Origin of the sequence: Solibacillus sp. FSL H8-0523 (assembly GCF_038051985.1) — a bacterium.
Lineage (GTDB): Bacteria > Bacillota > Bacilli > Bacillales_A > Planococcaceae > Solibacillus.
In genome coordinates this window covers 3,101,771-3,126,658 of the sequence record NZ_CP150291.1, presented here as the reverse complement: position 1 = coordinate 3,126,658, position 24,888 = coordinate 3,101,771, and the positions used below count along the sequence as shown (strand labels likewise).

The window sequence follows — 24,888 nt, the reverse complement described above, 5'->3', positions numbered from 1 at the left end:
TAATAAATAAGCAAAATGAACAACCACCTTGCATGTATGATGCGGGTGGTTTTCTTTCGGATATTAGGACAAAAAAAGAAGGTATGAAAAAATGATCTATTTAGATAATAGTGCGACAACAAAGCCGCACAAAGATGTTTTAGCAGCATTTATTCAAGTGAATGAACAGTACTTTGCCAATCCGTCATCAATTCATAAAGCGGGTGTGGAATCGAATGCATTACTGACAAAAGCACGTGAGCAAATCGCGAAGCTTTTAAATACAGAAGATAAAAATATACTCTTCACAGCGGGTGGAACAGAGTCAAATAACGCAGCGCTTTACGGTTTAGCAAAATCAAGTGAATTCCGTGGTAAGCACATCATCACAACAGAAGTAGAGCACCCTTCGATTTTAGAAGCGACAAAACGCTTAGCCGAAGAAGGCTACGAAATCGATTATTTAAAAGTAAATAAACAAGGTGTCATTTCATTAGATGAGTTGCGCGCGAAATTACGTAAAGATACAATTATCGTCAGCATCATGCATGTGAATAACGAAATCGGCGCGATTCAGCCGATCGAACAAGCTGCACAGCTGATTCACGAAACATGCCAAGCGATGTTCCATGTCGATGCCATTCAAAGCTTTGGGAAACTACCAATCAAATTTAACGATGACTTAGGCCCGGATTTAATTTCGATTTCAGGTCATAAAATTCATGCGTTAAAAGGAACGGGTGTGTTAGCCTTCCGTAAAAAGCCACAAGTGAAGGCATTCATCGTTGGTGGGGGACAAGAGTTTGGTCTACGTAGTGGTACGGTTGCTGTGCCGCAAGCGGTTGCGATGGCAAAAGCTGCCCGTTTAGCCATTGAAAGTATGCAGGAACACTTCGAAAACTATAAAAAGTGGGCAAATGAGCTACATGATTTCTTTGCAACATTTGGGGAAGAAGTCCATGTATTATCAACGCGTGAAGGTGCACCACATATCATGAGTTTTAGCGTTCGAGGCTTAAAAGGTGAAGTATTAATTAATGCGCTACAAAAACGTGATATTATTGTATCGACGTCAAGCGCTTGTTCATCGAAACAAACGAAAACAAGCCATGTCGTAGAAGCGTTAAATATTGATGGACGTTTTAAAAACGGCGTATTACGCATTAGCTTTGGCGCAAACAATACAGATGCTGATATTGAGGCATTTAAAAAACAATTTACAGCAGTAATGAATGAGTTAAAAGGAGAAATTACACCATGATTTTTAAAGAAATTCTAGTTCGCTACGGCGAATTATCGACGAAAGGTCGTAACAAAAAAGACTTTATTAGCCGTTTACGTGACAATGTACGTTATTCATTTCACGATATCGCACCATTAAAAATTCGTGCTGAGCGCGATCGTATGTTTATCGAAATCGAAAACCAAGAAAAGTTTGGGGTATTAATGGAACGTTTACCGCATGTTTTTGGGATTCAATCATTTAGCCCAGTTGCTTCTTGTGAAAAAGATTTAGATGTCATGAAAGCGTTAGCTGTTGAAATTTTAGAAGACTACCGTGAGCGTGAATTGGTTACATTTAAAGTAGAGGTTCATCGTACAGATAAGTCATTCCCACTGAACACGCATGAATTACAGCGTGAAATGGGTGCAACCGTACTACCACAGTTCCCGAATTTTAAAGTACAAGTGAAAAATCCTGATGTTGCATTACGCATTGAGGTACGTGAAGATGCAATCTACATGATGGCACAGGTAGTTCCTGGTGCTGGTGGTATGCCAATCGGTTCGAATGGGAAATCATTACTGATGCTTTCAGGCGGTATCGATAGCCCAGTAGCTGGTTATTTAATGATGAAGCGCGGTGTTCGTATTGACGCGATTCACTTCTTCAGCCCGCCATATACAAGCGATAATGCCTTGCAAAAAGTAAAAGATCTTGCCAACGAATTAACAAAATTTGGTGCGCGTATTCGTTTATTTGTTATTCCATTTACTGAATTACAAGTAGCAGTCAAAGATGCAGTACCTGATAATATGTCGATGACGTCAACGCGTCGTATGATGATGAAAGTTGCAGACCGAGTACGTGAAGAAGTTGGCGCATTAGGTATTGTTACAGGCGAGAGCTTAGGTCAAGTAGCTTCTCAAACATTAGAAAGCTTAACTGCAATTAACGACGTAACAAACACACCTATTTTACGTCCACTGATTTCATCGGATAAAAACGATATCATTAAAATCGCTGAAAAAATTGGTACATTCGAAACGTCGATTCAGCCATACGAAGATTGCTGTACGATTTTCACACCATCTAGCCCAAAAACAAAACCAAAGCTAGAAAAAGTACAACACTTCGAAAGCTTCACGGAATTCGAGGAATTAATCGAACGCGCAGTGAAAAACCGCGAAGTCTATAGCTTCCCACAAAAAGAAGTCAAACAAGATAAATTTGCAGATTTACTATAATTGATACAAAGTTGCCTTTGATTTCCTAGTAGAAGTAGGAATTACCTGTTTTTGAGCGTGTATGAAAATGTTCATCCGGTGCATTCTAATGTCACAAGGAGGTGAGCAACATATGGCTTCAAACAACAACGGTAGCTCAAACAAATTACGTGTACCTGGTGCACAACAAGCGCTTGATCAAATGAAGTACGAAATCGCACAAGAATTCGGTGTGCAACTTGGAGCAGAAGCATCATCTCGCGCAAACGGTTCAGTCGGCGGCGAAATTACAAAACGTCTTGTACAAATGGCTGAACAACAATTACGCGGCAATTCAAATCAATAATAAATAATTAGTAAAAGGGACGCCTACAAAATGGAGGCGTTCCTTTTATTTTTGACGTGTGATAAAAATTTATTCAAAAAATTAGCGGAATTTTTTGAGTTTATTGTGAAAAATTATTATACTAAGATGGTAAGTATCATTTTTTCAATCAAAGGGGAGAGTTGAAGATGAATACCGAGCAATTAATCGCACCACAAATTTACAATATTGTGGATGAATTCGAAAAGCACGTTAATAAAGGGGAAAAAACAGCACTCATTATTCAAGAGGAAAATGGGGAAGAAGCGCGTTATACATACGAAGCGCTACTCGACAAAGCAAACCAAGCAGCAAATGCCTTTTTAGCACAAGGCTTAAAAAAGGGTGACGTTATTTTAATTATGCTGCCGCGTTGTATAGAAGCATATGTGTCATATATTGGGGCGTTAAAGGCAGGATTAGTTATTATTCCAAGTTCGGAGTTACTGCGTGCAAAGGATATAGATTATCGTTTAATTCACTCGAATGCCAAAGCAATCATCGTGCAAGAGCAGTATATCGCGGAGTTTGAGCAGGTAGAGAGTTTAGCAAATGTTACATGTTTTATCGTTGGTGAGGAACGCGAAAGCTGGACGTCATTCATGTCTTTAGCTGAAAAACAGTCAACTGTATTCGATGCAGTTCAAACAGAGGCGGATGATTTAGCGTTTTTAGCATACACATCTGGTACAACGGGGAATCCAAAAGGAGTTATGCATTCACATGGCTGGGGTTATGCGCACTTACGTACAACCGCAAGTGAGTGGCTAGGTGTGCAAGATGGTGACATCGTGTGGGCAACCGCAGCACCAGGCTGGCAAAAGTGGATTTGGAGTCCGTTTTTAGCGGTACTTGGTAGCGGAGCAACGGGATTTGTTTATAAAGGGAAATTTGACGCAAAAGCGTATCTACAAAATATTCAAAGTCAGCACATTAACGTACTATGCTGTACGCCAACAGAATATCGTATGATGGCAAAACTCGATCAGCTAAGCACGTTTAATTTAACATCATTACGTAGTGCCGTCTCAGCGGGTGAACCATTAAATCGTGAAGTTATTGAAACATTTAAGCGCGAGCACAAGCTTGTCGTTCGTGATGGCTATGGGCAAACAGAAAATACGCTATTAATTGGTACATTATTAAATACGGAGTTACGTTCAGGTTCAATGGGCAAACCAACTCCAGGCAATCGCATTGAGCTAATTGATGAGTTCGGAGAGCCGGTCGCTACTGGTGAGGTTGGCGATATTGCGGTGCATAAATCTACACCGGCATTATTTAAAGGCTATTATAAGGATTCAGAACGCACATCGATTCAGTTCCGCGGTGATTGGTATATTACTGGTGACCGTGCAACAAAGGATGACGACGGCTACTTCTGGTTTGAAGGGCGCAATGATGACATTATTATTTCATCGGGCTACACAATTGGCCCATTTGAGGTAGAAGATGCCTTAACAAAGCACCCAGCTGTCCAAGAATGCGCGGTTGTTGCAAGTCCAGATGAAATACGAGGTAATGTCGTAAAGGCATTCATCGTACTTCGTGATCCAAGTCAAAGGGACAGTCCGACAATTGTAGAAGAACTACAAAATCACGTAAAGCAATTAACAGCGCCATATAAATATCCGCGTATTATTGAATTTTTAGAGGAGCTTCCAAAAACAATTTCCGGCAAAATTCGCCGCGTGGAGCTTCGCTCAAAAGAAAAAAGCAGATAATTCCCCATATTTCCTGGGTAATAAGGAGGGTGGATATTTTTCCATCCTTTTTATTTTGAGAAACTTTTTTTGAAAGATGAAACTTTTTGTAAAATACTTTCGTACAGTACATAGGGAGGTTAGATAAATGAATACAAAACGTGTCGTTGCGCTTATTGTCGCAGCTGTATTATTATTCTTTTCTATTGGAATAAATACGATTATTACTATTTTCAAAACAGATTTCTTTTCTAGCTTTGATAGTATGCTAGGAGATCCGGTGACGTATGAAAATGTCATCGAAACGGGTGAGTTCTCAAGCCGTATCGCACATTTAACTGTGAACGGGGTCATTCAAGATGTTGGAGAGCCGAGTATTTGGGAAACGGTGGAATATAATCACCAAGCATTTATGGAACAATTAGATACGGTATTAGCCGATGAGACGGTCAAGGCCGTACTACTTTCAGTGAACTCGCCAGGTGGCGGTGTCATTGAATCCGCTGAAATCCATGAAAAGCTCGTACAAATTAAAGAGGAAAAACAAATTCCAATTTACGTTTCAATGGGCTCAATGGCTGCATCAGGGGGCTATTATATTGCCGCACCTGCAGATAAAATTTTCGCGCAGCGTGAAACGATTACTGGCTCAATCGGTGTCATTATGCAATCATTAAACTACAGCAAGCTTGCTGAAAAAGTAGGCATCGAATACGAAACGATTAAATCAGGCGAACATAAAGATATGTTCGGTGGCACACGTCCATCCACACCAGATGAGCTAGCGATGTTGCAAGAAATGATTGATGAATCGTATGAACAATTTGTCGATATTATCGAAGACGGTCGTAACATGTCTGAAGCGGACGTGAAAAAGGTAGCAGACGGTCGAATTTTAGGTGGGACACAAGCAGTGAAGGCAGGCTTAGTCGATGAAATCGGTAACGAAAAAGTCGCATTAGACACATTACGTGCCGAACAAGGATTAGAGGAAGCGCAACTATTTGAGTATGCAGCTGAGTCTGATAGCTGGGCTTCTTTGTTAGGTGTGAAAATCGGTTCAATGTTTAGTCCATCAGCAGAAACACAGGCGATTTCAAAAATCATTTCATCAACGAGTTCACCACGTATGATGTACTTATATGGTGAGCAATAGGAGGGATTGGCGATGTCAGATGTAATGGAAACCGTAGATACAGCAGTCGTTGTTGAACCTTCTATTCAGTTGAAAACAGCAGGTTTTTGGATGCGTTTTTGGGCATTTGCACTAGATTTCATTGTAATTAGTGCCATTGTGGGGATTTCGGTACGGCCGCTATTCGCGGTAATGGACTGGAGCGTAAGTGACAGTGCATGGTATGCGCCGTTTACAATCGTATCAGGTCTCATCTTTTATGCCTATTTTGTATTGATGACCAAATTTTTCAAACAAACATTAGGCAAAATGGTATTTGGCATTAAGGTACAAAAGGATAACGGTGAAGCATTAGACTGGATGACGGTATTATTCCGTGAAGGTATCGGCCGCTTTATTAACGGTACGATGCTGAACTTACCATATTTAATTGTTGCCTTTGCACCGAACAATAAAAGTATCGCGGATTATTTTGCCGATACGATGGTAGTCCATGAAAATATTTATGTACAAAAGGTTTAATGCGTAATTGTAGAGGGTAATCTTAAGTATCGACACCTTCTAAACAAGAAGAAAGCTATTTTGTGAGTACTTACTTATAAAATGGCTTTTTTCTTTGGTTTCTAAGTCCCGTCAGTTGCAAAGTGTATTTCTAGTTTAGTAATATAAGGTAATAAATAAGGAGGCGTTATTATGGTACAAGTAACATTCATTAACAAACCAGTAACATTAATCGGCAACGAAATTAAAGTAGGTGACCAAGCACCGAATTTCACAGTAACAGCAAACGACTTATCAGCAGTTACGTTAAATGATTTAGCAGGTAAAATTCGTTTATTCTCAGTTGTTCCATCACTTGATACAGGTGTATGTGACCAACAAACTCGTAAATTCAATGAAGCTGCTGCTGAATTAGGCGACGATGTAGCAATCTACACAGTATCAATGGACTTACCATTTGCACAAAAACGTTGGTGCGGCGCTGCGGGTATCGACAAATTAGTAACAGTATCAGATCACCGAGAAGCATCATTCGGTGAAGCGTACGGCGTACATATGAAAGAATTACGCCTATTAGCGCGTTCAATTTTCGTAGTAGATGCAGACGGTAAAGTAGCGTATGTGGAATATGTTCCAGAGGGCACAAACCACCCGAACTACGAAGCTGCCTTAGAAGCAGTAAAAGCTCTTTCAAAATAATTTCGTTTTCTATGAATTTAGTGTAAAGTAAATAAAGGTATCATAAACCCACTCAAATACTTTGAGTGGGTTGTTCATTTCTTTAGTGTATGAAGGAGTTATAATGATGGAAAAATTCGAACAGATTTTTAAATATGTAAATGACTATGCTGAAAAAGTAGTCGAAGCAGAAGGTTTAGATTATTTAGAGGCATTATTACAGGCGTTAGAAGATACGCTTGATGGCAAGTTTGAGTGGCAAGTAGCAGAGGCAACAAAGGAAGATATGCGTAAAGCGATCCAAATTGCCATTTTAAAAGGCATGCGTAAAAGTGCACAGCCCAACCACCAAATGACGCCAGATACATTAGGCTTACTCGTGGCCCACTTTGTGGAGCAATGCTTCGAGGACCAATTAAAGCAAGGACCGATTTCAGTAGTAGATCCAGCACTTGGAACAGGGAACTTGTTATTTACGGTCATGAATGCGTTACAGGGCAATGTGCAAGCATCAGGTGTTGAAGTGGATGATTTATTAATTCGTCTTGCAGCTGCAACGGGAGATTTAATCGAGCAGCCGGTGACATTATTCCGTCAAGATGCACTTGAAAAATTATTAGTAGATCCAGTGGACGCAGTCGTGTGTGATTTACCAGTTGGCTATTATCCAAATGAAGAAGTGGCAATTGATTACGAATTATGTGCAACAGAGGGCATGAGCTATGCACATCACTTATTTATCGAGCAATCGATGAATTATACAAAAGAGGGCGGCTTTGCATTCTTCTTAGTGCCAGCAAACTTGTTTGAATCAGAGCAATCAAAGCAATTACACAAATTCATTAAAGGTAATGCATGGATTCAAGCGGTCATTCAACTACCGGAAAACCTATTTACATCACGTGCGCATGAGAAGAGTATTTTAATTTTACAAAAGCAAAGCAGTACATTAAAAGCACCACGTGAGGTGTTACTAGCAAAAGTACCAAATATGTCAAACCGCGAAGCACTTGCAATGTTCTTTGAAAAAGTAAGCATGTGGCGCGAGGGGAATGACCAACAAAGATAATAATCAATAAATGAAATTTAATCATATGTAGGAAATTTCCGTATAAAGTATTGCATATTTATTGGCGGGCTACGGCATGACAGCAAATTTAAAGTCAGTTCCTTATGGACTGACTTTAAATTCTGCGACGAAAGCAGAGCGACAGGAGCACCGCGCGGAAAATCCATTTTTTTTTGCCACCGTCACAGGCAAAAAATAATTAAAAAACGCCATCATCCAAATTAAAGGATGATGGCGTTTTCATTTCCAGTTAAGGTAAAATCACTCAGGCGTACGGATGACTAATACGTCACATTTCGCTGAACGTACGATCGCTTCTGATACAGAACCGATTAAGAAACGTTCAACAGCGTTTAAACCAGTAGCACCACAGATGATTAAGTCAGCTTCTACAACATTAGAAAGCTCTTTAGTGATGATGTTTTTAGGAGAACCGTACTCGATTACTAAGTTTACGTTAGCAACGCCCGCTTCTTCTGCTTGTTTTTTGTAACCATTTAATAATTCTTCTGAGTGTTGTTGTGCACGCTCAGCGATAGAACGATCGTATGCTTCGATTGCAGCGAATGAACGTGTATCAATTACGTTTACTAAGTTAATTGTCGCACCGTCGTTACGTTTTGCAACGTCAATTGATTTACGGAATGCGTATTCTGCTTCTTTCGAACCGTCTACTGCGACTACAATGCTTTTATAATGATTAGCCATTTCCATTACCTCCTAGTTTTCTATAGCTTTATTATAGCAAATGTTTTTCGATTGGAAACACTTTACGTAAAAAAATGTGAAAAATTCAATTATTTCCTATCGCATATGTATAATATTTCTTCAGAAAAGTAAAAATATTGTTGCAATACTATTATAAAATATTTTTCATGGCTATGTAAGTAAAGTTTTTTAAAAAATAAAAACAATATAAAAACACCTTTTTTCTGAAAATATTATATATTAAAAATTTATCTACTATTTTTTGAATAAAGTTGGTAGAATGGATTTGAATTAGTACATTATATAATTCACAAAGGAGGATTTCACATGAAAATCGGGGTACCAAAAGAAATTAAAAACAATGAAAACCGTGTAGCTATGACACCACCAGGAGTGTTATCACTAATAGCAAATGGTCATGAAGTGTTTATCGAAACAGGCGCGGGTTTAGGCTCTTCATTTACAGATAATGATTATTTATTAGTAGGGGCACATATTGTAGATACGGCAGCCGAAGCATGGGATGCCGAAATGGTATTAAAGGTAAAAGAGCCAGTAGCAAGTGAATACCAATATTTCCACGAAGGATTAATTTTATTCACATACTTACATTTAGCGCCAGAACCAGAATTAACAAAGGCGTTACTTGAAAATAAAGTGATTGCCATTGCATATGAAACGGTACAATTACCAAACGGTTCACTACCATTACTGACGCCAATGAGCGAAGTAGCAGGGCGTATGGCTACTCAGATTGGTGCACATTACTTAGAAAAATTACCAGGGGGTAAGGGAATTTTATTAGGTGGTGTATCAGGTGTACAGCGCGCAAAAGTAACGGTAATCGGCGGGGGTATCGCAGGAACGAACGCTGCTAAGGTCGCAGTAGGTATGGGCGCGGATGTGACGATCATCGATTTAAGCCCAGAGCGTCTACGTCAATTAGATGATATTTTTGGTCGCGATGTGCAAACATTAATTTCGAACCCATATAATATTGCGGATGCGGTGCGTTCAGCTGACTTAGTAATCGGTTCTGTATTAATTCCAGGCGCAAAAGCACCAAAACTAGTTACAGAGGAAATGATCGAAGCGATGTCTCCAGGTTCAGTAGTTGTAGATATTGCGATTGACCAAGGTGGTTGTTTCGCGACATCTGAAATTGTAACAACACATGACAACCCGACATTCCTGAAGCACGGGGTAGTACATTATACAGTAGCAAATATGCCTGGAGCCGTACCTCGTACATCAACGATTGCGTTAACAAACAACACAGTACCATACGCATTACAAATTGCGAATAAAGGCTACATTCGTGCGTGTTTAGATAACGAAGCATTAAAGCGCGGTGTAAATACAATTGATGGGAAAGTCGTATACCGTGCAGTAGCAGACGCGCAAGGCTTACCATATGTAGTAGTGGATGATGTATTAGGTGTATTAACAGGATTAAGTCAATAAATTAAAAAACCGCCACGCTTTCTTTAAGTAGAGAAAGTGTGGTGGTTTTTTTTATTTTACTGCAATTAACTCCGTTGTAATCGTGCCGTCAAAATCAGTAATACGGATAATTCCGTAATCCTTAGCTAAATAAAGTTTAGTACCATTTGGATAGGTTAAAATGACAACATTTTTAAATGTACCGGCCTTTGTTTTCACAGTAGCAGAAGTACTTTCAACTGCTACTTTTGTTGTCGTATTGATGCCGTCAAAACCGTAATCTGTATCGATGATTGTTCCTTTTTCTTTCATCGGATAGCTAAGAGAGAAGAAAAAGACATCGGAATACGCAACACCTAATTCCAGTGTGTTCTCCCTTTCAATATAGGTGTAGCCCATATAGTCAGATTCTAACAGTTCAATTGAATTTTCAATTGATGGATTATTTGACGCTTTGTATGTTACTTTTTCGGGTCCTTCAAATGATGGTTCATACGTGTAACTACGGTTCGCTTTTGGCATTAATCCTTTTGTGACAACTGGTGGTGAAGCAAATGCATTTGGGTTTTTCTTCGTTAATGTAGAGGCGTAAATGTATCCTTCTTTACCATTATATTCAATGAATGCCCATTCCCCTTTTTTTGAATGAACAATAACTTTTGACGTACTCTTAATTTTTGTGATTGTTTTTGCATTTATTTTAGGTGCATCACGTAAAAGGATCTCATTTTTTGCAACGACAAATTGTGTTGTGGCCGCTTCTGTATGTTGCACCATTTGACTAATAGGTACAATTGAGAAAAATAACACAACGATGGTGATGATTGACCATTTTTTCATGATACACCACTTCCTTTCAAAGATAATTAGTATTCTATTCCTTATTTCTTACTATTAAAAACTAGTTAAATATTGTAAAAAAATCATTTTCGATATAATTTAGCTATTAGCAAACGAAAAAAACGAGTAATTAACTGCTTACTGCTAGTCAATTACTCGTTATAGGTTACGCATAAATTTCACGTTTTATTCAACTAGTTTTTCTACTAATTTCGATATGCCTCGGAACGCAGTACAACGGACTTGGGGCTAAAATCATCATTCAACGTACTCTCCCCGTAGCGTAGCAGAACGGTCCCAAATAAAAAAGACAACCAACAACAAAATGTTGCTGATTGCCCCCTAGTTAAATTAAAGAATGACTAATTCTTTCGTGAACTTCGTTAATACTTCAACGCCGTCCTTTGTTACGACAACGTCATCTTCAATACGAACACCGGCAACGTTTGTTTTATAAACGCCTGGTTCGATTGTGAACACTGCCCCTTCATTTAATACGAAATCGTTCGCCCCGTTAATTGAAGGGAATTCATGGACCGATATCCCAAGGCCGTGACCTAAACGGTGTGTGAAGTACTCACCGTAGCCAGCCTCTGTAATCGTGTCACGTGCAATTTTATCTAAGTCCATTGCGCGAACGCCCGGTTTTACTGCGGCAATTGCGTTTTCGTTTGCTGCACGAACCGTGTTGTAAATTTTCATTTGTTCTTCGCCTGGTTGACCAAATGCTACTGTACGCGTGATGTCAGAGCAGTAGCCCTCGTAAATTACGCCAAGGTCGAATAAAATCAGGTCGCCTTTTTGGATTTTACGGTCACCCGGTGTACCGTGAGGGGAAGCGGCTTTTTCGCCAGCTAAAACCATCGTATCAAAGCTCATTGCATAGCCTTTTGCTTTAATAGCTGATTCGACTTCATTTAAGACTTCCATTTCTGTTTTGCCTTCAGTAATTGCATCACAGCCTACTTGAATCGCATAGTCTGCAAGCTCCGCCGCTTTACGCATTTTTACTAATTCTTTTTCATCTTTGCAAATACGCATCGCGTTTACTTTATCGTCAATGCCTTTGAATGTTAAGTTTTCATAGCGTTCTTGAATGGCTTCAAAGCGCTCTACTGTTAGGTGAGATTTTTCAATCGCAAGTAATGTAAATGCAGTTTCACGTGTTGCCACTGTTTTTGCTACAACATCCCATGCGTTTTCTGTATCTTCATGACCTACAACCTCATGTGTCCAGCCAGCAGCCACAACGTCAGGCATTTCCATTTTCGGACAAATTAAAAATGGTGCAGCATCCTTAAAGACCATAATACCTAGTAAACGTTCGTGTGGGTCGCTACTAAAACCTGAGAAATAAAACACATTATCCGGTGTTGTAATAAACGCCGCATCGATTTGGTGCTCCATTAAATAAGCTTGTAATTCATTAAGTTTTGACATAGTAAAGACTCCTTTGATTTTGTAAAAAAATCATAAATTGAATTTTGCTTATTAAGCATATCAAAAAAAGGAGAATTGTGCAGAAATAACGAATAAAAGGGGGACTCAATTTTTTAGGAGGTATGTTATGCAAATTTCTTATCATGGACATTCCGTCGTAAAAATCAAAACGAACGGTACAACGATTTTAATTGACCCATTTATTAATGGGAATGGACAAACGGATTTACAAGTAGAAAATGAAAATCCAGATGTCATTTTATTGACGCATGGTCATAATGATCACGTAGGAGATACAGTAGAACTTGCAAAGAAAAGCGGTGCGCTTGTTGTCGCCCCAAATGAATTGGCGAATTATTTAGGTTGGCAAGGCTGCAAAGTGCACAATATGCATATTGGCGGGGCGTGTCAATTTGAATTTGGCAAGGTGAAATTCACGCAAGCATTTCATGGCTCATCCTATGTAACAGAAAACAACGAAATAATTTATATGGGGATGCCGGCGGGGATTTTATTTACAGCAGAAGGAAAAACCATTTACCATGCGGGTGATACAGCGCTGTTTGGTGATATGGAGCTCATCGGGAAGCGCCACCCAATTGATGTCGCATTTTTACCAATCGGTGATAATTTTACAATGGGGCCAGATGATGCTGCCTATGCGGTTTCATTGTTAAAGCCAAAAATTGTTGTGCCTATTCACTACAATACATTCCCACCAATCGAACAAGATCCGAACGAATTTGCAAAATTAGTAGAAGACGCAGAAGTACAGATTTTAACTGCCGGTGAGTCGGTGAAGTTCTAATCTTTTAAAACTGTCCTGTAAGTTTGTCCTTACTAGGGCAGTTTTTTCTGTTTGTGTATTACTAATTTTTAATCAATTGCTGAAATAATTCAGAACTGTACTAGTGAAAATGGTGTAATTGCGATGATTAAATGTGTTACACTAAGGACAGAAATGAATGAAGAGAAATAGGTGATGTAATTGTCAACAAAACACGAGAAGATTTTACAATATATCGAATCACTACCGGTCGGAGACAAAATTTCTGTTCGTCAAATTGCAAAAGAAATGCAAGTGAGTGAAGGAACAGCTTACCGTGCGATTAAGGAAGCAGAAAATCGCCGTTTAGTAAGCTCGATTGAACGTGTCGGTACAATTCGTATTGAGAAGAAAAAGAAAGAAAACATTGAGCGTTTAACATTTGCGGAGATTGTGAATATTATTGATGGCCAAGTTTTAGGTGGAAAGACAGGCTTACATAAAACGTTAACGAAATTCGTTATCGGTGCGATGAAGCTTGAAGATATGATGCGCTATACGGATGCAGGGAGTTTACTGATTGTCGGAAACCGTACGCAAGCGCATGAATATGCACTAAAAACAGGCGCAGCTGTATTAATTACAGGTGGTTTCGATACGACAGATGCAAATAAGACGTTAGCAGATGAGTTAGATTTACCGATTATTTCAACAAGCTACGATACATTTACGGTAGCGACGATGATTAACCGTGCCATTTATGACCAATTAATTAAAAAAGACATTTTATTAATTGAAGATGTGTATGTACCAATTGAAGATACAGCGGTATTAAAAAATACCGATACGATTGCAGATTTCCATAAACAAAATTTACGTACATCACACGGGGCATTCCCCGTTGTTACAGTACAAAATAAGCTAGTCGGGGTTATTACGAGTAAAGACGTAATCGGAAAAGACGAGTATGAGCCAATCGACAAAGTAATGACGAAAAACCCAATCGCGGCGTCAATGAAGACGAGTGTCGCAACAGCAGGTCACCGTATGATTTGGGAAGGAATTGATCTTCTTCCAGTAATCGATGAAGACGGGGCTTTACGTGGTGTTATTAGTCGTCAGGACGTGTTAAAGGCAATTCAACTTGCACAGCGCCAGCCACAGCAAGGTGAAACGATTGATGATTTAGTGAAAAATGAAATGCGCGTTAAAGGTGAAGAGGATATCGTTGTTGAATTTACGGTAACACCTCAAATGACCAACCAATTTGGTGCCATTTCGTATGGTGCTTTTACCACACTCTTATCAGAAGTTGGGGCATTTGCTTTAAAACGTCGCAAACGCGGTGAGGCAGTGGTTGAAAATATGAATATTTATTTCATTAAACCAGTGCAAATGGAAAGCGTATTAACGGTACAACCCCGTATTTTAGATATGTCTCGTAAATTCGTGAAAATGGATTTCGAAGTATTTAATGGAACCGTTTTAGTCGGGAAAGCCATGATGACATTCCAGCTATTAGAGCGCTAAGAACAAACAGACATTTTAACTCAGACGTAAAAGGGCCGCTACGTCTTGTAGTGGCCCTTTACCATTAGTTATTTAAATCATACTCTTCTTGCACAAAGCGCCCTTCGTGACGCATGCGTTTGTAGCTATTCGTACCGACACCGATACCAATTATTAAGAATACAATCGCTACGATATAGCCAACTACGTCAGGGTAAAGAATGGTTGCATTTAAACCAAAGGAAATGATAAATGAAGCAAGTGCTACACCTGACTTTGCCTTATACCATTTCGAACGAATCGGTAAAGTCGAACGGAACTGTTTTGTTTTAAAGTAAAAATAAAAGACAAGTGAAGCAATAATACAAGCTACTAACAAAAAATTTAAATAAACCATAATGAACCTCCCAATCGCAAAACTACTAAGTATTGTAACGGCTTTTTCTGGAAATTGCGATAGGTATTCATGATGTCTTAGGGGGAAACTTTATGAAACGTCAAATTATTGACAAAATTAAACAATACGAAACAATTATTCTACACCGACACGTGCGTCCAGACCCAGATGCATACGGATCACAAATTGGTTTAGCGGAATTAATCCGCGCCAACTTTCCAGAAAAAAAGGTGTATACCGTTGGGGAACATGATGAATCACTGTCATTTTTAGCGCATCCTGAAGAAATTACCGATGCGACATTTGAAGGTGCCTTAATCATTGCAACGGATACAGCAAACACAGAACGTATCGACGATCAACGCTACACGACAGGTGATTTCTTAATTAAAATCGACCACCATCCAAATGATGATGCATACGGTGATTTACTGTGGGTAGAAACATCGGCAAGTTCTTGTAGTGAAATGATTTATGAATTATATGATGAAGCAAAGGATTACGCGGGCTGGATTATGTCTGATGCAGCAGCACGTCTGTTATTTGCGGGGATTGTAGGGGATACAGGTCGTTTCCTATTCCCAAGTGCGAGTCCAAAAACATTTGAAACAGCAGGTCAGCTTGTGCAGTACAACTTCGATCGCAATCAAGTGTTTGACGGCATGTACGAAATGGAACGTAAGCTACTGAATTTACAGGGCTATATTTATCAGCATTTTATGATGGATGAAAACGGTATGGCATATATTAAATTGCCAACGGATGTGTTAAAAGAATTTGATGCAACACCGTCTGAAACGTCATTATTAGTAGGTTCACTAGGCAATGTAAAAAATATTCGTGCATGGGTGATGTTTATCGAAGAAAACGATACAATCCGTGTACGCCTACGTTCAAAAGGGCCAGTCATTAACGGCTTAGCGAAAAAGTACAACGGCGGCGGTCATCCGCTTGCGTCTGGTGCAACTGCGCATTCTTGGGACGAGGTAGAACAAGTAATTCTAGATTTAAAAGAGATTTGTCAAAACGCATAAATGAAGGAGGGGATGAAAGGTGACCGTCTATCCACAAATTCGGACGAGTGCCGATTTATTGAAAAGTACGATTCGTATCGATGAGCTCATCCCTTTTTTACAACAACAACAGGCAAAAAGCTGTGCAATGGTTAATACAAAATTGTACGGGCTTTTGCCTTTTATGTTTCAGCTAAAAAAGGCCGGCATTCACCCAGTTGCTGGCTTAACGATTGAGCTCGAGCAAACCGAACAAGAAACACTCCCGCTCGTGTTATATGCAAAAACGAATGTGGGCTATAAAAATTTATTGAAAATCGCAAGCAGTATTGCAATTCGTCCAAACGAAACGTTACCACTGCGCTGGTTAACCGCCTATGCGCAGGACATCGCCTTTGTGGTACTACCATTTAAAAACCAGCAAGCATGGCTACAGCCAGAAGCACAAGAGGTTGTACAAGCACTAAAAGAAGCAAATGCAGCGAATGTATACGTGGGAATTTCACGTGTCAATGGCGTCCATCCGTTTGAGGTACAAGCTGTAGAACTGGCACAGCGTCACCAGTTACAAGTAATCGCAACCCATGAAAGCTTGTATATGTATGAACAAGACGTATTTGCTTATGAAGTTGCCCAAGCGATTGAATCGGGTGTAAAGCTAAATGACCGTGACTACGAACAGCAATATGACAGCCACGTATTAACGGCAAATGAATGGCATACGCGTTTTTCTGATCAACCGAATTGGTTACAAGCGGCGGAGCAACTATTGGCGAGTTGTCAGGTGGAAATAAGCCTAAACGATGTGTATATGCCAAAGTTTCCACTCCAACAAGGGGAGACTGCGGAGCATGTGTTACAGCAGCAGGTACATATGGGCTTACAGAGACGCCTACAAACCGAACAGCTACCACATCAGTATGCAGAGCGCATGCACTATGAGCTACAAGTCATTCAATCAATGGGCTACTCGGATTACTTTTTAATCGTTGCAGATTTTATGCACTTTGCTCGTGATCAACACATTTTAACAGGCCCAGGACGTGGCTCATCTGCTTCGTCACTCATTGCCTATGCACTTGAAATTACACAAGTGGACCCACTGTACTACGATTTACTATTTGAACGCTTTTTAAATCCAGAGCGTGTGACATTGCCCGATATTGATATCGACTTTATAGATACACGTCGTCATGAGGTCATTGAATACGTTGCTAAAAAATACGGCAAGCAATACGTCGCACAAATTATTACGTTTGGTACATTATCGGCAAAGGCTGTCGCACGTGATGTGGCGCGTATGTTTAACTTTGAATCAGAAACGCTCGAGATGATTTCGAAGCTCATTCCGAATAAGCCGGGCATTACACTGCAAGAAGCATATGCGAACTCGGAAAATTTACGGAAATGGATGGACGCTGAGCCAATCCGCCATAAATGGTTCCAAACCGCACTCCGTTTAGAAGGCTTACCGCGTAATGCGTCAACGCACGCAGCGGGGGTCGTCTTAAGTCCGGTACCACTCGTGGATGTTGTGCCGATTGAACAAGGGCATGATGATATTTATTTAACGCAGTGGCCGATGCTTGAAATCGAGCAAACGGGCTTACTAAAAATCGACTTTTTAGGCTTGAGAAACTTAACGATTTTAGATCAAATCCGTAAATCTATTCAATTTACGCATCAAATCGAACTCCAGTTCAATCAAATCCCATTAAACGATGCCAAAACATTTGAACTGCTACAGCGCGGCGATACAGTCGGCATTTTCCAACTTGAATCAGACGGTATGAAAAATGCACTACGTGAGATTAAGCCGACGCATTTTTTAGATATTGTGGCAGTCAACGCGCTTTATCGTCCGGGTCCGATGCAGTTTATTCCCGTCTATGCAAGTCGTAAACACAAGCTAGAATCTGTTGTCATGCCACACCCGGATTTGACACCGATTTTACAGGAAACGTACGGGGTTATCGTGTATCAGGAACAAATCATGCGCATCGCCAATGTCATGGCGGGCTTTACGATTGGTGAGGCCGATTTGCTACGACGCGCGGTAAGTAAGAAGAAGCGGGAAGTACTCGAACAGCAACGAGACGCTTTTGTCAAAGGCTCGCTAAAAAAGGGCTACACAAAGCAAGTCGCCCAGGAAGTTTACGAATTAATCGTCCGTTTTGCGGATTATGGTTTCCCAAAAAGCCATGCGGTTGCGTACAGTATTATCTCTTATCAAATGGCTTATTTAAAAGCGAACTTCCCTGTTAATTTTTATGCCGCACTACTAACGAATGCAACGGGTAATAGCGATAAGTTGATGCAAATTTTAGCCGAGGCAAAGGCAAATGGCATTGAAGTCTTACCACCGTCAATCAACCGTAGCGTGCGTCATTTTAAAGTTGAAAATGGTAAAATTCGTTTTAGTTTATCCGCTATTAAGGGTGTTTCACAGCCGTTTTTACAGCAGTTGATGCAAGCACGAAAAGAGCGGCAACAGCCATTTGACTCGATTTTTGATTTAGCGGTTACATTAACAACCGCGCATTTTCAGCGTAAAGTGGTAGAGCCGCTCATTAAAGCAGGGGCATTTGATGAATTCGGCAAAGACCGTGCCACGCTTTTAGCAACCATTGAGGGCGCACAAAAGCAGGCCGATTTTATGCGACCGGGTGGCGATGATTTATTTGAAGGGGCAATCATGGCATTTGGCAAGCCGAAGTACAATGAAATGTCAGGGATGCCAGAGAAAATCAAACTACAATATGAAAAAGAAGTGCTTGGTTTTTATTTATCGGATCATCCGATTGTGCGCATGCGTGCCCATTTTCAAGAGGTCAATGCGACCATGCAGACGCTCCCGACATTAAAAGATAACGCCTACATTCGGATTATTGGTATTGTAAGCGAGTTCCGTCAACTGCGTACGAAGCGCGGTGAATTAATGGCGTTCGTCACGATTGAAGACGAATTTGGTTCGGTTTCTTGTACACTATTCCCAAAAGAATATGAGCAGGTTGTCGGCAAGCTACAAGAAGATGTGCTGCTCTATGTGGAAGGCTTTTTAGAGCAACGATTTAAGAAAGCACAAATTAAAGTAAAACAGATTACTATTCATTAAATAATATTGAGAGCGTTTTCTAGTGATTGCTAGAAAGCGCTCTTTTTGCTGTATGAAAAATTATTCATCGAAAAATCGTAAAATTTATGTGCTATACATAAATATCCTTATAGCGATGAATCGTTTGTGTGGAATTTCCTTTACAACGACAAAAACATTTTGTATTCTTAGTTATAGGAAAACTGGTCAGACCACTTTTAGTCTGGTTTAATTTTATTGCGTTGACGCAAGGTGAATCTACACAAAGTAATGCCGAGGCGTTATTGAGATTGAGGTGAGGACAGTGGAGCACAAGCCAGAGAAAAAAATGTTTTTGCAAATTGTAAGGCAACTGCGTGAATTGATTGCCGATCAAAACATTCAAGCGGGGCAAAAATTACCTTCTGAACGCGTTCTAACCGAGCAATTGCAGGTAGGGCGTTCATCTGTTCGTGAAGCACTGCGTAGTTTAGAGCTACTAGGCTTAATCGAAACGAAGCATGGTGGCGGAACGTATTTAGCAAGCATGAAGCAGCATCAATTCGTTGAAATTTTGAGTTCGTTTATTTTACAAGATGAAAAATCAGCGTCCGATGTTTTAGCAACGAGGCAAATGCATGAAAGAGAAGCGATTCATATTATTTGTCAGTCTACGCAGTTACGTACCTTACCGATTTGGGACAGTTTTTTTATTAAAGTTGAGCTAGGTGAGCCAGTGTCTCGCGAAGATTTACTGCGTGAATGCATCATTACAAGTGGCAACCGATTAGCGTTAAAAATTTGGATGCAGCTTGCCTCGTTTAGTGGGGATTTACTAACAGAGGCCATTTCAAAAGATGAAAAGCTTGAAGTCGAAATGATGCTCAAGGCAATGCAAATGGGCTATACGTATGAAGCGATACAAGCATATGAAAAATGGATGGGATTACTCGAGCGCTAAGGCACAGTCAATCAAAGGGGGATGTATGATGGCAATTCGTGATTTATTTTCAATTAGTCGTAAAAAAAATAATGGTAATATTTCAAAAAGGGAAGATGAGAAGGCATTTCCAGAAGGCATTGTCACAAAATGCCCAAAATGCAAAGCGATTCATGTCACAAAAGAATTAGAGAAAAATTTAAAAGTATGTATGAAATGTGAGCACCATTTTACGCTCAACTCAAAAGAGCGTATGGCGATTTTTATAGATGAGGGTTCGTTTACATCAATGGACGACCACCTACAAACAACCAATCCATTGCAGTTCCCAGCATATATTGAAAAAATTGAAGTCGATAAAAAGAAAACCGGATTAAATGAAGCGGTACTAACAGGCACAGGTACATTAAAGGGGATGCCCGTTGTTGTTGCGGTCATGGATTCGACGTTCCGTATGGGCTCAATGGGCTCAGTTGTAGGGGAAAAAATTACACGTGCAGTGGAAAAGGCGACGAATCTTCGCGTGCCGTTTATTATTTTCACAGCAAGTGGTGGCGCACGGATGCAAGAAGGTGTGCTGTCACTGATGCAAATGGCAAAAACGAGTGTCGCGTTAAAGCGACATAGTGAAGAAGGGTTATTGTATATTTCGATTTTGACACATCCAACGACTGGTGGGGTATCTGCAAGCTTTGCATCGATTGGCGATTACAATATTGCAGAGCCACAAGCGTTGATTGGTTTTGCCGGACGTCGTGTTATCGAACAAACGGTACGTGAAAAACTGCCGGATGATTTCCAAACAGCAGAATTTTTACTTGATCACGGTCAATTAGACGCCATTTTTAGTCGTAATGAGATGCGTGACAAAATTGCAACGATTGTAAAGCTACATGTTGAAGGAGGCGTATCACATGTCTAAATTAATGGCGTTTGAAGAACCCGTTGTAAAGCTTAGAGAAAAAATCGTGGAATTAAAGACGATTGCGCAGGAAGCAGAAGTCGATATGAGCGGCGAAATTGAAAAGCTCGAAACACGACTTAGTGAGCTTGAAAAATCTGTGTACGCCAATATCGAACCATGGGATCGTGTGCAAGTTGCTCGCCATGTGGGACGACCGACAACACTGGATTACATTGAACGTATTTTCGATAATTTTATTGAATTACACGGCGACCGCACATTTAAAGATGATGCCGCAATTGTTGGGGGCATTGCATCCTTTAATGGACAGTCGGTAACGATTATTGGCCATCAGCGTGGGAAAACAACGAAGGAAAATATTCGTCGCAATTTTGGGATGCCGCATCCGGAAGGCTACCGAAAAGCACTGCGTTTAATGAAGCAGGCGGAAAAATTTAACCGTCCAATTATTTGCCTAATTGATACGAAAGGTGCGTATCCAGGCAAGGCTGCCGAAGAGCGCGGACAAAGTGAAGCGATTGCACGAAATCTGTTTGAAATGGCTGGATTTAGGGTACCAATTATAAGTATTGTCATTGGCGAAGGTGGTAGTGGTGGTGCATTAGCGCTGGGTGTTGCGAACAAAATTTTAATGCTCGAAAACTCAACGTATTCGGTTATTTCACCAGAAGGCGCGGCATCAATTTTATGGAAAGATGCTAGCTACGCGAAGCAAGCAGCCGAGGCTATGAAAATAACGGCGCTCGATTTGAAGGAGTTAGCTATTATTGATGGCATTATTCCAGAGGTAGCAGGCGGCGCACATAAAGACTTAGCGGCGCAAGCAATCTTTATGAAGCAAGCACTTGAACTTCATTTATCTGAATTAAGTAGTTTAACTGCCGATCAATTAATTGAAGATCGCTATATAAAATTTAAAAATATCGGTCAGTTTTCAGAATAAAAATACGACTGAATGTTAAATTAATTTACAAAGAATGCGTGAAAGCGCATTCTTTAATTTTTTTATTAACATTGTATTTTTTGTTTTCCAGAATAGTTACATATAGACCATTTTTCTGTTAATGTGAATAGTATGAGACAAGTAGGAGGAAAATAGCGTATGAAGAAAATTGCGGTATTAACGAGTGGAGGAGACGCACCGGGAATGAACGCTGCGATTCGTGCGGTTGTTCGTAAGGCGCGTTTTCACGAAGTTGACGTAGTTGGTGTTTATAACGGCTATGAAGGTTTGTATAAAGGCAATTATGAACTTTTAGATATCGGTGCAGTTGGCGATATTATACAACGTGGTGGTACAAAATTATACTCTGCTCGTTTTCCAGAATTTAAAGAAGACGACTATCAGTACAAAGCGATTGAACGCATGAAACAAGAAGGCATCGAAGGTTTAGTTGTTATTGGTGGCGATGGTTCTTACCGCGGCGCGATGCAGCTTACTGAAAAGGGCTTCCCATGTGTGGGCGTGCCGGGGACAATCGACAATGATGTTCCAGGTACTGAATATACAATTGGCTTTGATACAGCTCTAAATACAGTTGTTGAGTCGATCGATAAAATCCGTGACACAGCAACAAGTCATGAAAATACATTTGTTATTGAAGTGATGGGCCGTGATGCAGGGGATATCGCATTATGGGCCGGGCTCGCTGCAGGTGCAGAATCGATTTTAATCCCTGAAGAAGCCTTTGACATCGAGGATATTGTGACACGCTTAGAACGAGGTGCAGCGCGTGGTAAACGTCATAGTATCATCATCGTTGCAGAAGGTGTTATGAACGGTCATAAGCTTGCTAAGCAATTACAAGAACGCACGGGTGTAGAAATTCGTACGTCGGTACTAGGGCATATACAACGTGGTGGCTCTCCATCAGCTCGTGACCGTGTACTCGCTGGTCGTTTTGGCGCGCGTGCTGTTGAACTTTTACTTGAAAAACAAGGTGGCCGAGCAGTTGGCGTGAAAAATCATCTAGTAATCGATTATGATTTAAAAGAAGCATTTGAAACAAAACATCAAGCTGATTTAAGTCTTTACACATTATCACAAGAACTTTCAATCTAGAGTGGAAAAACGGAGATGACAAAACTATGAGAAAAACGAAAATTGTTTGTACGATTGGTCCTGCAAGTGAATCACCAGAAATGCTAGATAAATTAATCACGGCTGGTATGAACGTAGCCCGCTTAAACTTCTCGCATGGTAATCATGAAGAACATGCAGTGCGCATTGCAGCGATCCGTGACGCATCTGATCGTATGAAAAAACCAGTCGGCATTTTATTAGATACAAAAGGTCCTGAAATTCGTACGCATTCAATGGAAAACGGCGAAATTCATTTAGTGACAGGTCAAGTAATTGATATTTCAATGACAGAAGTACTTGGAAATGAGTCTCGTTTTTCTGTAACATATGAACGTTTAATCGAAGATGTCGAACAAAACAACGTTATTTTATTAGATGATGGCTTAATTGAATTACGTGTATTAGCGAAAGATGTTGATAAAGGGTTAATTCACACAATCGTTGAAAATGCGGGCATCTTAAAAAATAAAAAAGGTGTTAACGTACCGGGTGTTTCTGTGAAATTACCAGGGATTACGGAAAAGGATGCAGCTGATATTTTATTCGGTATTGATCAAGGTGTTGACTTTATCGCCGCTTCATTCGTGCGTACGGCAAAAGATGTATTAGAAATCCGTGAGCTATTAGAGCAAAATGACGGTAGCCACATTCAAATTATTCCAAAAATCGAAAATCAAGAAGGCGTAGACAATATTGATGCCATTATTGAAGTGTCAGATGGTTTAATGGTGGCACGTGGTGATTTAGGGGTAGAAATTCCAGCTGAAGAAGTACCTCTTGTACAAAAATCACTAATTAAAAAATGTAACCAAGTTGGGAAACCAGTTATTACAGCAACACAAATGTTAGACTCTATGCAACGTAACCCACGTCCAACACGTGCAGAAGCATCAGATGTAGCCAATGCCATCATGGACGGAACGGATGCAATTATGCTTTCAGGTGAAACAGCGGCTGGTATTTACCCAGTAGAATCTGTTGCAACGATGAACAAAATTGCTGAACGAACAGAAAATGCATTGGATTATCGTCAAATCGTATCGCAACGTAGCCGCGAAAGAGAAGCAAACATGACAGAAGCAATCTCACAAGCAGTAGCGTTCACATCTATCAATTTAGGGGTAGCGGCAGTATTAGCACCAACCGAAAGTGGTAACACAGCAAAAATGATCGCAAAATACCGTCCAGGTGTGTCAATCATCGCTGTAACTAGTCAAGCGTCAACAGCGCAAAAATTAACATTAGTGTGGGGCGTAAAACCAATTTTAACGCACCGCGTAACAACGACAGATGAAATTTTAGAGCTTTCAGTTGACGAGGCATTACAGCATGGATTCGTCCAACACGGAGATGTTGTCGTGATTACAGCGGGTGTACCAGTTGGTGAAGCTGGTACAACAAACTTAATGAAAGTGCACATCATCGGTGACTTACTAGCGCGCGGACAAGGCATTGGGAAATCTTCGGTTGTTGGTAAAGCAATCGTAGCGAAAAATGCAGGCGAAGCATTAGCGTATGATACAGAAGGCGCTATCATCGTTACGGTTGGTTCTGACCGTGAAATGATGCCAGCCATCGAAAACTGTGTAGGGATTATTACCGAAGCGGGTGGTTTAACATCGCACGCAGCAGTAGTGGGCTTAAGCCTTGGGATTCCTGTAATCGTCGGCGTAAAAGAAGCAACAACATTAATCCGCCACGGCCAAGAAATCACAATGGACGCAGAAACAGGCGTTATTTATAAAGGCCATGCGAGCGTACTATAAAAGCTAAACAAATAAAAATCCATTTTCCGTTGTGAAAATGGATTTTTTTATACATTTAATTTAGAGCTGTTCTGCTACGTGGGAAACGTGTTGAAGCAAGGATGTTTG

Annotated in this window: 23 protein-coding genes; 19 read left to right on the top strand and 4 right to left on the bottom strand. The window is 40.3% G+C overall.

Annotation, left to right across the window (positions count from 1 at the left end; all coding sequences use genetic code 11):
- Positions 1 to 91 precede the first annotated feature (91 nt).
- The 9 genes from NSQ62_RS15590 to NSQ62_RS15550 all read left to right on the top strand — a co-directional run bounded on the left by NSQ62_RS15590 (position 92) and on the right by NSQ62_RS15550 (position 8,076).
- Positions 92 to 1,240 carry a cysteine desulfurase family protein gene (locus NSQ62_RS15590; RefSeq protein WP_341321053.1) on the top strand — a complete coding sequence of 383 codons (1,149 nt, stop codon included), beginning with the start codon at positions 92 to 94 and terminating at the stop codon, positions 1,238 to 1,240.
- Complete coding sequence (thiI, locus tag NSQ62_RS15585) at positions 1,237 to 2,448, top strand: tRNA uracil 4-sulfurtransferase ThiI (RefSeq protein WP_341321052.1); 1,212 nt, start codon at positions 1,237 to 1,239, stop codon at positions 2,446 to 2,448. The genes NSQ62_RS15590 and thiI overlap by 4 nt, the downstream gene beginning before the upstream one ends.
- Positions 2,449 to 2,560: 112 nt before the next feature.
- The gene (locus NSQ62_RS15580) at positions 2,561 to 2,773 is read left to right on the top strand and encodes an alpha/beta-type small acid-soluble spore protein (RefSeq protein ID WP_341321051.1); all 213 of its coding nucleotides are present in this window, start codon (positions 2,561 to 2,563) and stop codon (positions 2,771 to 2,773) included.
- A gap of 167 nt (positions 2,774 to 2,940) precedes the next feature.
- Complete coding sequence (locus NSQ62_RS15575) at positions 2,941 to 4,515, top strand: AMP-binding protein (RefSeq protein ID WP_341321050.1); 1,575 nt, start codon at positions 2,941 to 2,943, stop codon at positions 4,513 to 4,515.
- 127 nt (positions 4,516 to 4,642) lie between these two features.
- Positions 4,643 to 5,650, top strand: a complete 1,008-nt coding sequence (gene sppA, locus NSQ62_RS15570) for a signal peptide peptidase SppA (RefSeq protein ID WP_341321049.1) — start codon at positions 4,643 to 4,645, stop codon at positions 5,648 to 5,650.
- Positions 5,651 to 5,662: 12 nt separating this feature from the next.
- Entirely contained in the window at positions 5,663 to 6,151 is a 489-nt protein-coding gene (locus NSQ62_RS15565; RefSeq protein WP_341321048.1) for an RDD family protein, read from the top strand.
- A gap of 171 nt (positions 6,152 to 6,322) precedes the next feature.
- Positions 6,323 to 6,829, top strand: a complete 507-nt coding sequence (tpx, locus tag NSQ62_RS15560) for a thiol peroxidase (protein WP_341321047.1) — start codon at positions 6,323 to 6,325, stop codon at positions 6,827 to 6,829.
- Between the two features lie 106 nt (positions 6,830 to 6,935).
- Positions 6,936 to 7,877 carry a class I SAM-dependent methyltransferase gene (locus tag NSQ62_RS15555; protein WP_341323952.1) on the top strand — a complete coding sequence of 314 codons (942 nt, stop codon included), beginning with the start codon at positions 6,936 to 6,938 and terminating at the stop codon, positions 7,875 to 7,877.
- 76 nt (positions 7,878 to 7,953) lie between these two features.
- Positions 7,954 to 8,076, top strand: a complete 123-nt coding sequence (locus tag NSQ62_RS15550; RefSeq protein ID WP_341321046.1) for a hypothetical protein — start codon at positions 7,954 to 7,956, stop codon at positions 8,074 to 8,076.
- 62 nt (positions 8,077 to 8,138) lie between these two features.
- Here NSQ62_RS15550 and NSQ62_RS15545 read toward each other — a convergent pair whose 3' ends face one another.
- Positions 8,139 to 8,585 (bottom strand): universal stress protein, encoded by a 447-nt coding sequence (locus tag NSQ62_RS15545; RefSeq protein ID WP_341321045.1) that lies wholly within the window; start codon positions 8,583 to 8,585, stop codon positions 8,139 to 8,141.
- A gap of 327 nt (positions 8,586 to 8,912) precedes the next feature.
- On the opposite strand from NSQ62_RS15545, the gene ald reads away from it, so the two are divergent.
- A complete protein-coding gene (gene ald, locus NSQ62_RS15540; RefSeq protein ID WP_341321044.1) occupies positions 8,913 to 10,049 on the top strand; it encodes an alanine dehydrogenase in 1,137 nt (378 codons plus the stop codon).
- A 51-nt stretch (positions 10,050 to 10,100) separates the two neighbouring features.
- Here the strand turns inward: ald and NSQ62_RS15535 are convergent, their stop codons facing one another.
- Positions 10,101 to 10,868: an SH3 domain-containing protein gene (locus NSQ62_RS15535; RefSeq protein WP_341321043.1), complete on the bottom strand. Its 768-nt coding sequence runs from the start codon at positions 10,866 to 10,868 to the stop codon at positions 10,101 to 10,103.
- A 351-nt stretch (positions 10,869 to 11,219) separates the two neighbouring features.
- Positions 11,220 to 12,308 (bottom strand): Xaa-Pro peptidase family protein, encoded by a 1,089-nt coding sequence (locus NSQ62_RS15530; RefSeq protein WP_341321042.1) that lies wholly within the window; start codon positions 12,306 to 12,308, stop codon positions 11,220 to 11,222.
- Between the two features lie 127 nt (positions 12,309 to 12,435).
- On the opposite strand from NSQ62_RS15530, the gene NSQ62_RS15525 reads away from it, so the two are divergent.
- Positions 12,436 to 13,116 (top strand): metal-dependent hydrolase, encoded by a 681-nt coding sequence (locus NSQ62_RS15525; RefSeq protein ID WP_341321041.1) that lies wholly within the window; start codon positions 12,436 to 12,438, stop codon positions 13,114 to 13,116.
- Between the two features lie 180 nt (positions 13,117 to 13,296).
- Positions 13,297 to 14,604 carry a DRTGG domain-containing protein gene (locus tag NSQ62_RS15520; protein WP_341321040.1) on the top strand — a complete coding sequence of 436 codons (1,308 nt, stop codon included), beginning with the start codon at positions 13,297 to 13,299 and terminating at the stop codon, positions 14,602 to 14,604.
- 64 nt (positions 14,605 to 14,668) lie between these two features.
- Here NSQ62_RS15520 and NSQ62_RS15515 read toward each other — a convergent pair whose 3' ends face one another.
- A complete protein-coding gene (locus NSQ62_RS15515) occupies positions 14,669 to 14,980 on the bottom strand; it encodes a YtpI family protein (protein WP_341321039.1) in 312 nt (103 codons plus the stop codon).
- A gap of 92 nt (positions 14,981 to 15,072) precedes the next feature.
- Here NSQ62_RS15515 and NSQ62_RS15510 point away from each other — a divergent pair, with 92 nt between their 5' ends.
- The 7 genes from NSQ62_RS15510 (at position 15,073) to pyk (ending at position 24,780) form a co-directional block, all read left to right on the top strand.
- On the top strand, positions 15,073 to 16,014 hold the full coding sequence (locus tag NSQ62_RS15510) for a bifunctional oligoribonuclease/PAP phosphatase NrnA (RefSeq protein ID WP_341321038.1): 942 nt from the start codon (positions 15,073 to 15,075) through the stop codon (positions 16,012 to 16,014).
- A 19-nt stretch (positions 16,015 to 16,033) separates the two neighbouring features.
- Positions 16,034 to 19,108, top strand: a complete 3,075-nt coding sequence (gene dnaE, locus NSQ62_RS15505) for a DNA polymerase III subunit alpha (RefSeq protein WP_341321037.1) — start codon at positions 16,034 to 16,036, stop codon at positions 19,106 to 19,108.
- A gap of 283 nt (positions 19,109 to 19,391) precedes the next feature.
- On the top strand, positions 19,392 to 20,027 hold the full coding sequence (locus NSQ62_RS15500) for a GntR family transcriptional regulator (RefSeq protein ID WP_341321036.1): 636 nt from the start codon (positions 19,392 to 19,394) through the stop codon (positions 20,025 to 20,027).
- Positions 20,028 to 20,055: 28 nt separating this feature from the next.
- Complete coding sequence (accD, locus tag NSQ62_RS15495) at positions 20,056 to 20,928, top strand: acetyl-CoA carboxylase, carboxyltransferase subunit beta (protein ID WP_341323951.1); 873 nt, start codon at positions 20,056 to 20,058, stop codon at positions 20,926 to 20,928.
- A complete protein-coding gene (locus NSQ62_RS15490; RefSeq protein WP_341321035.1) occupies positions 20,921 to 21,874 on the top strand; it encodes an acetyl-CoA carboxylase carboxyltransferase subunit alpha in 954 nt (317 codons plus the stop codon). The genes accD and NSQ62_RS15490 overlap by 8 nt, the downstream gene beginning before the upstream one ends.
- A gap of 159 nt (positions 21,875 to 22,033) precedes the next feature.
- Entirely contained in the window at positions 22,034 to 22,993 is a 960-nt protein-coding gene (gene pfkA, locus NSQ62_RS15485) for a 6-phosphofructokinase (RefSeq protein WP_341321034.1), read from the top strand.
- 26 nt (positions 22,994 to 23,019) lie between these two features.
- Positions 23,020 to 24,780, top strand: coding sequence for a pyruvate kinase (gene pyk, locus NSQ62_RS15480; protein ID WP_341321033.1), 1,761 nt, complete (start codon positions 23,020 to 23,022; stop codon positions 24,778 to 24,780).
- Positions 24,781 to 24,888 lie beyond the last annotated feature (108 nt).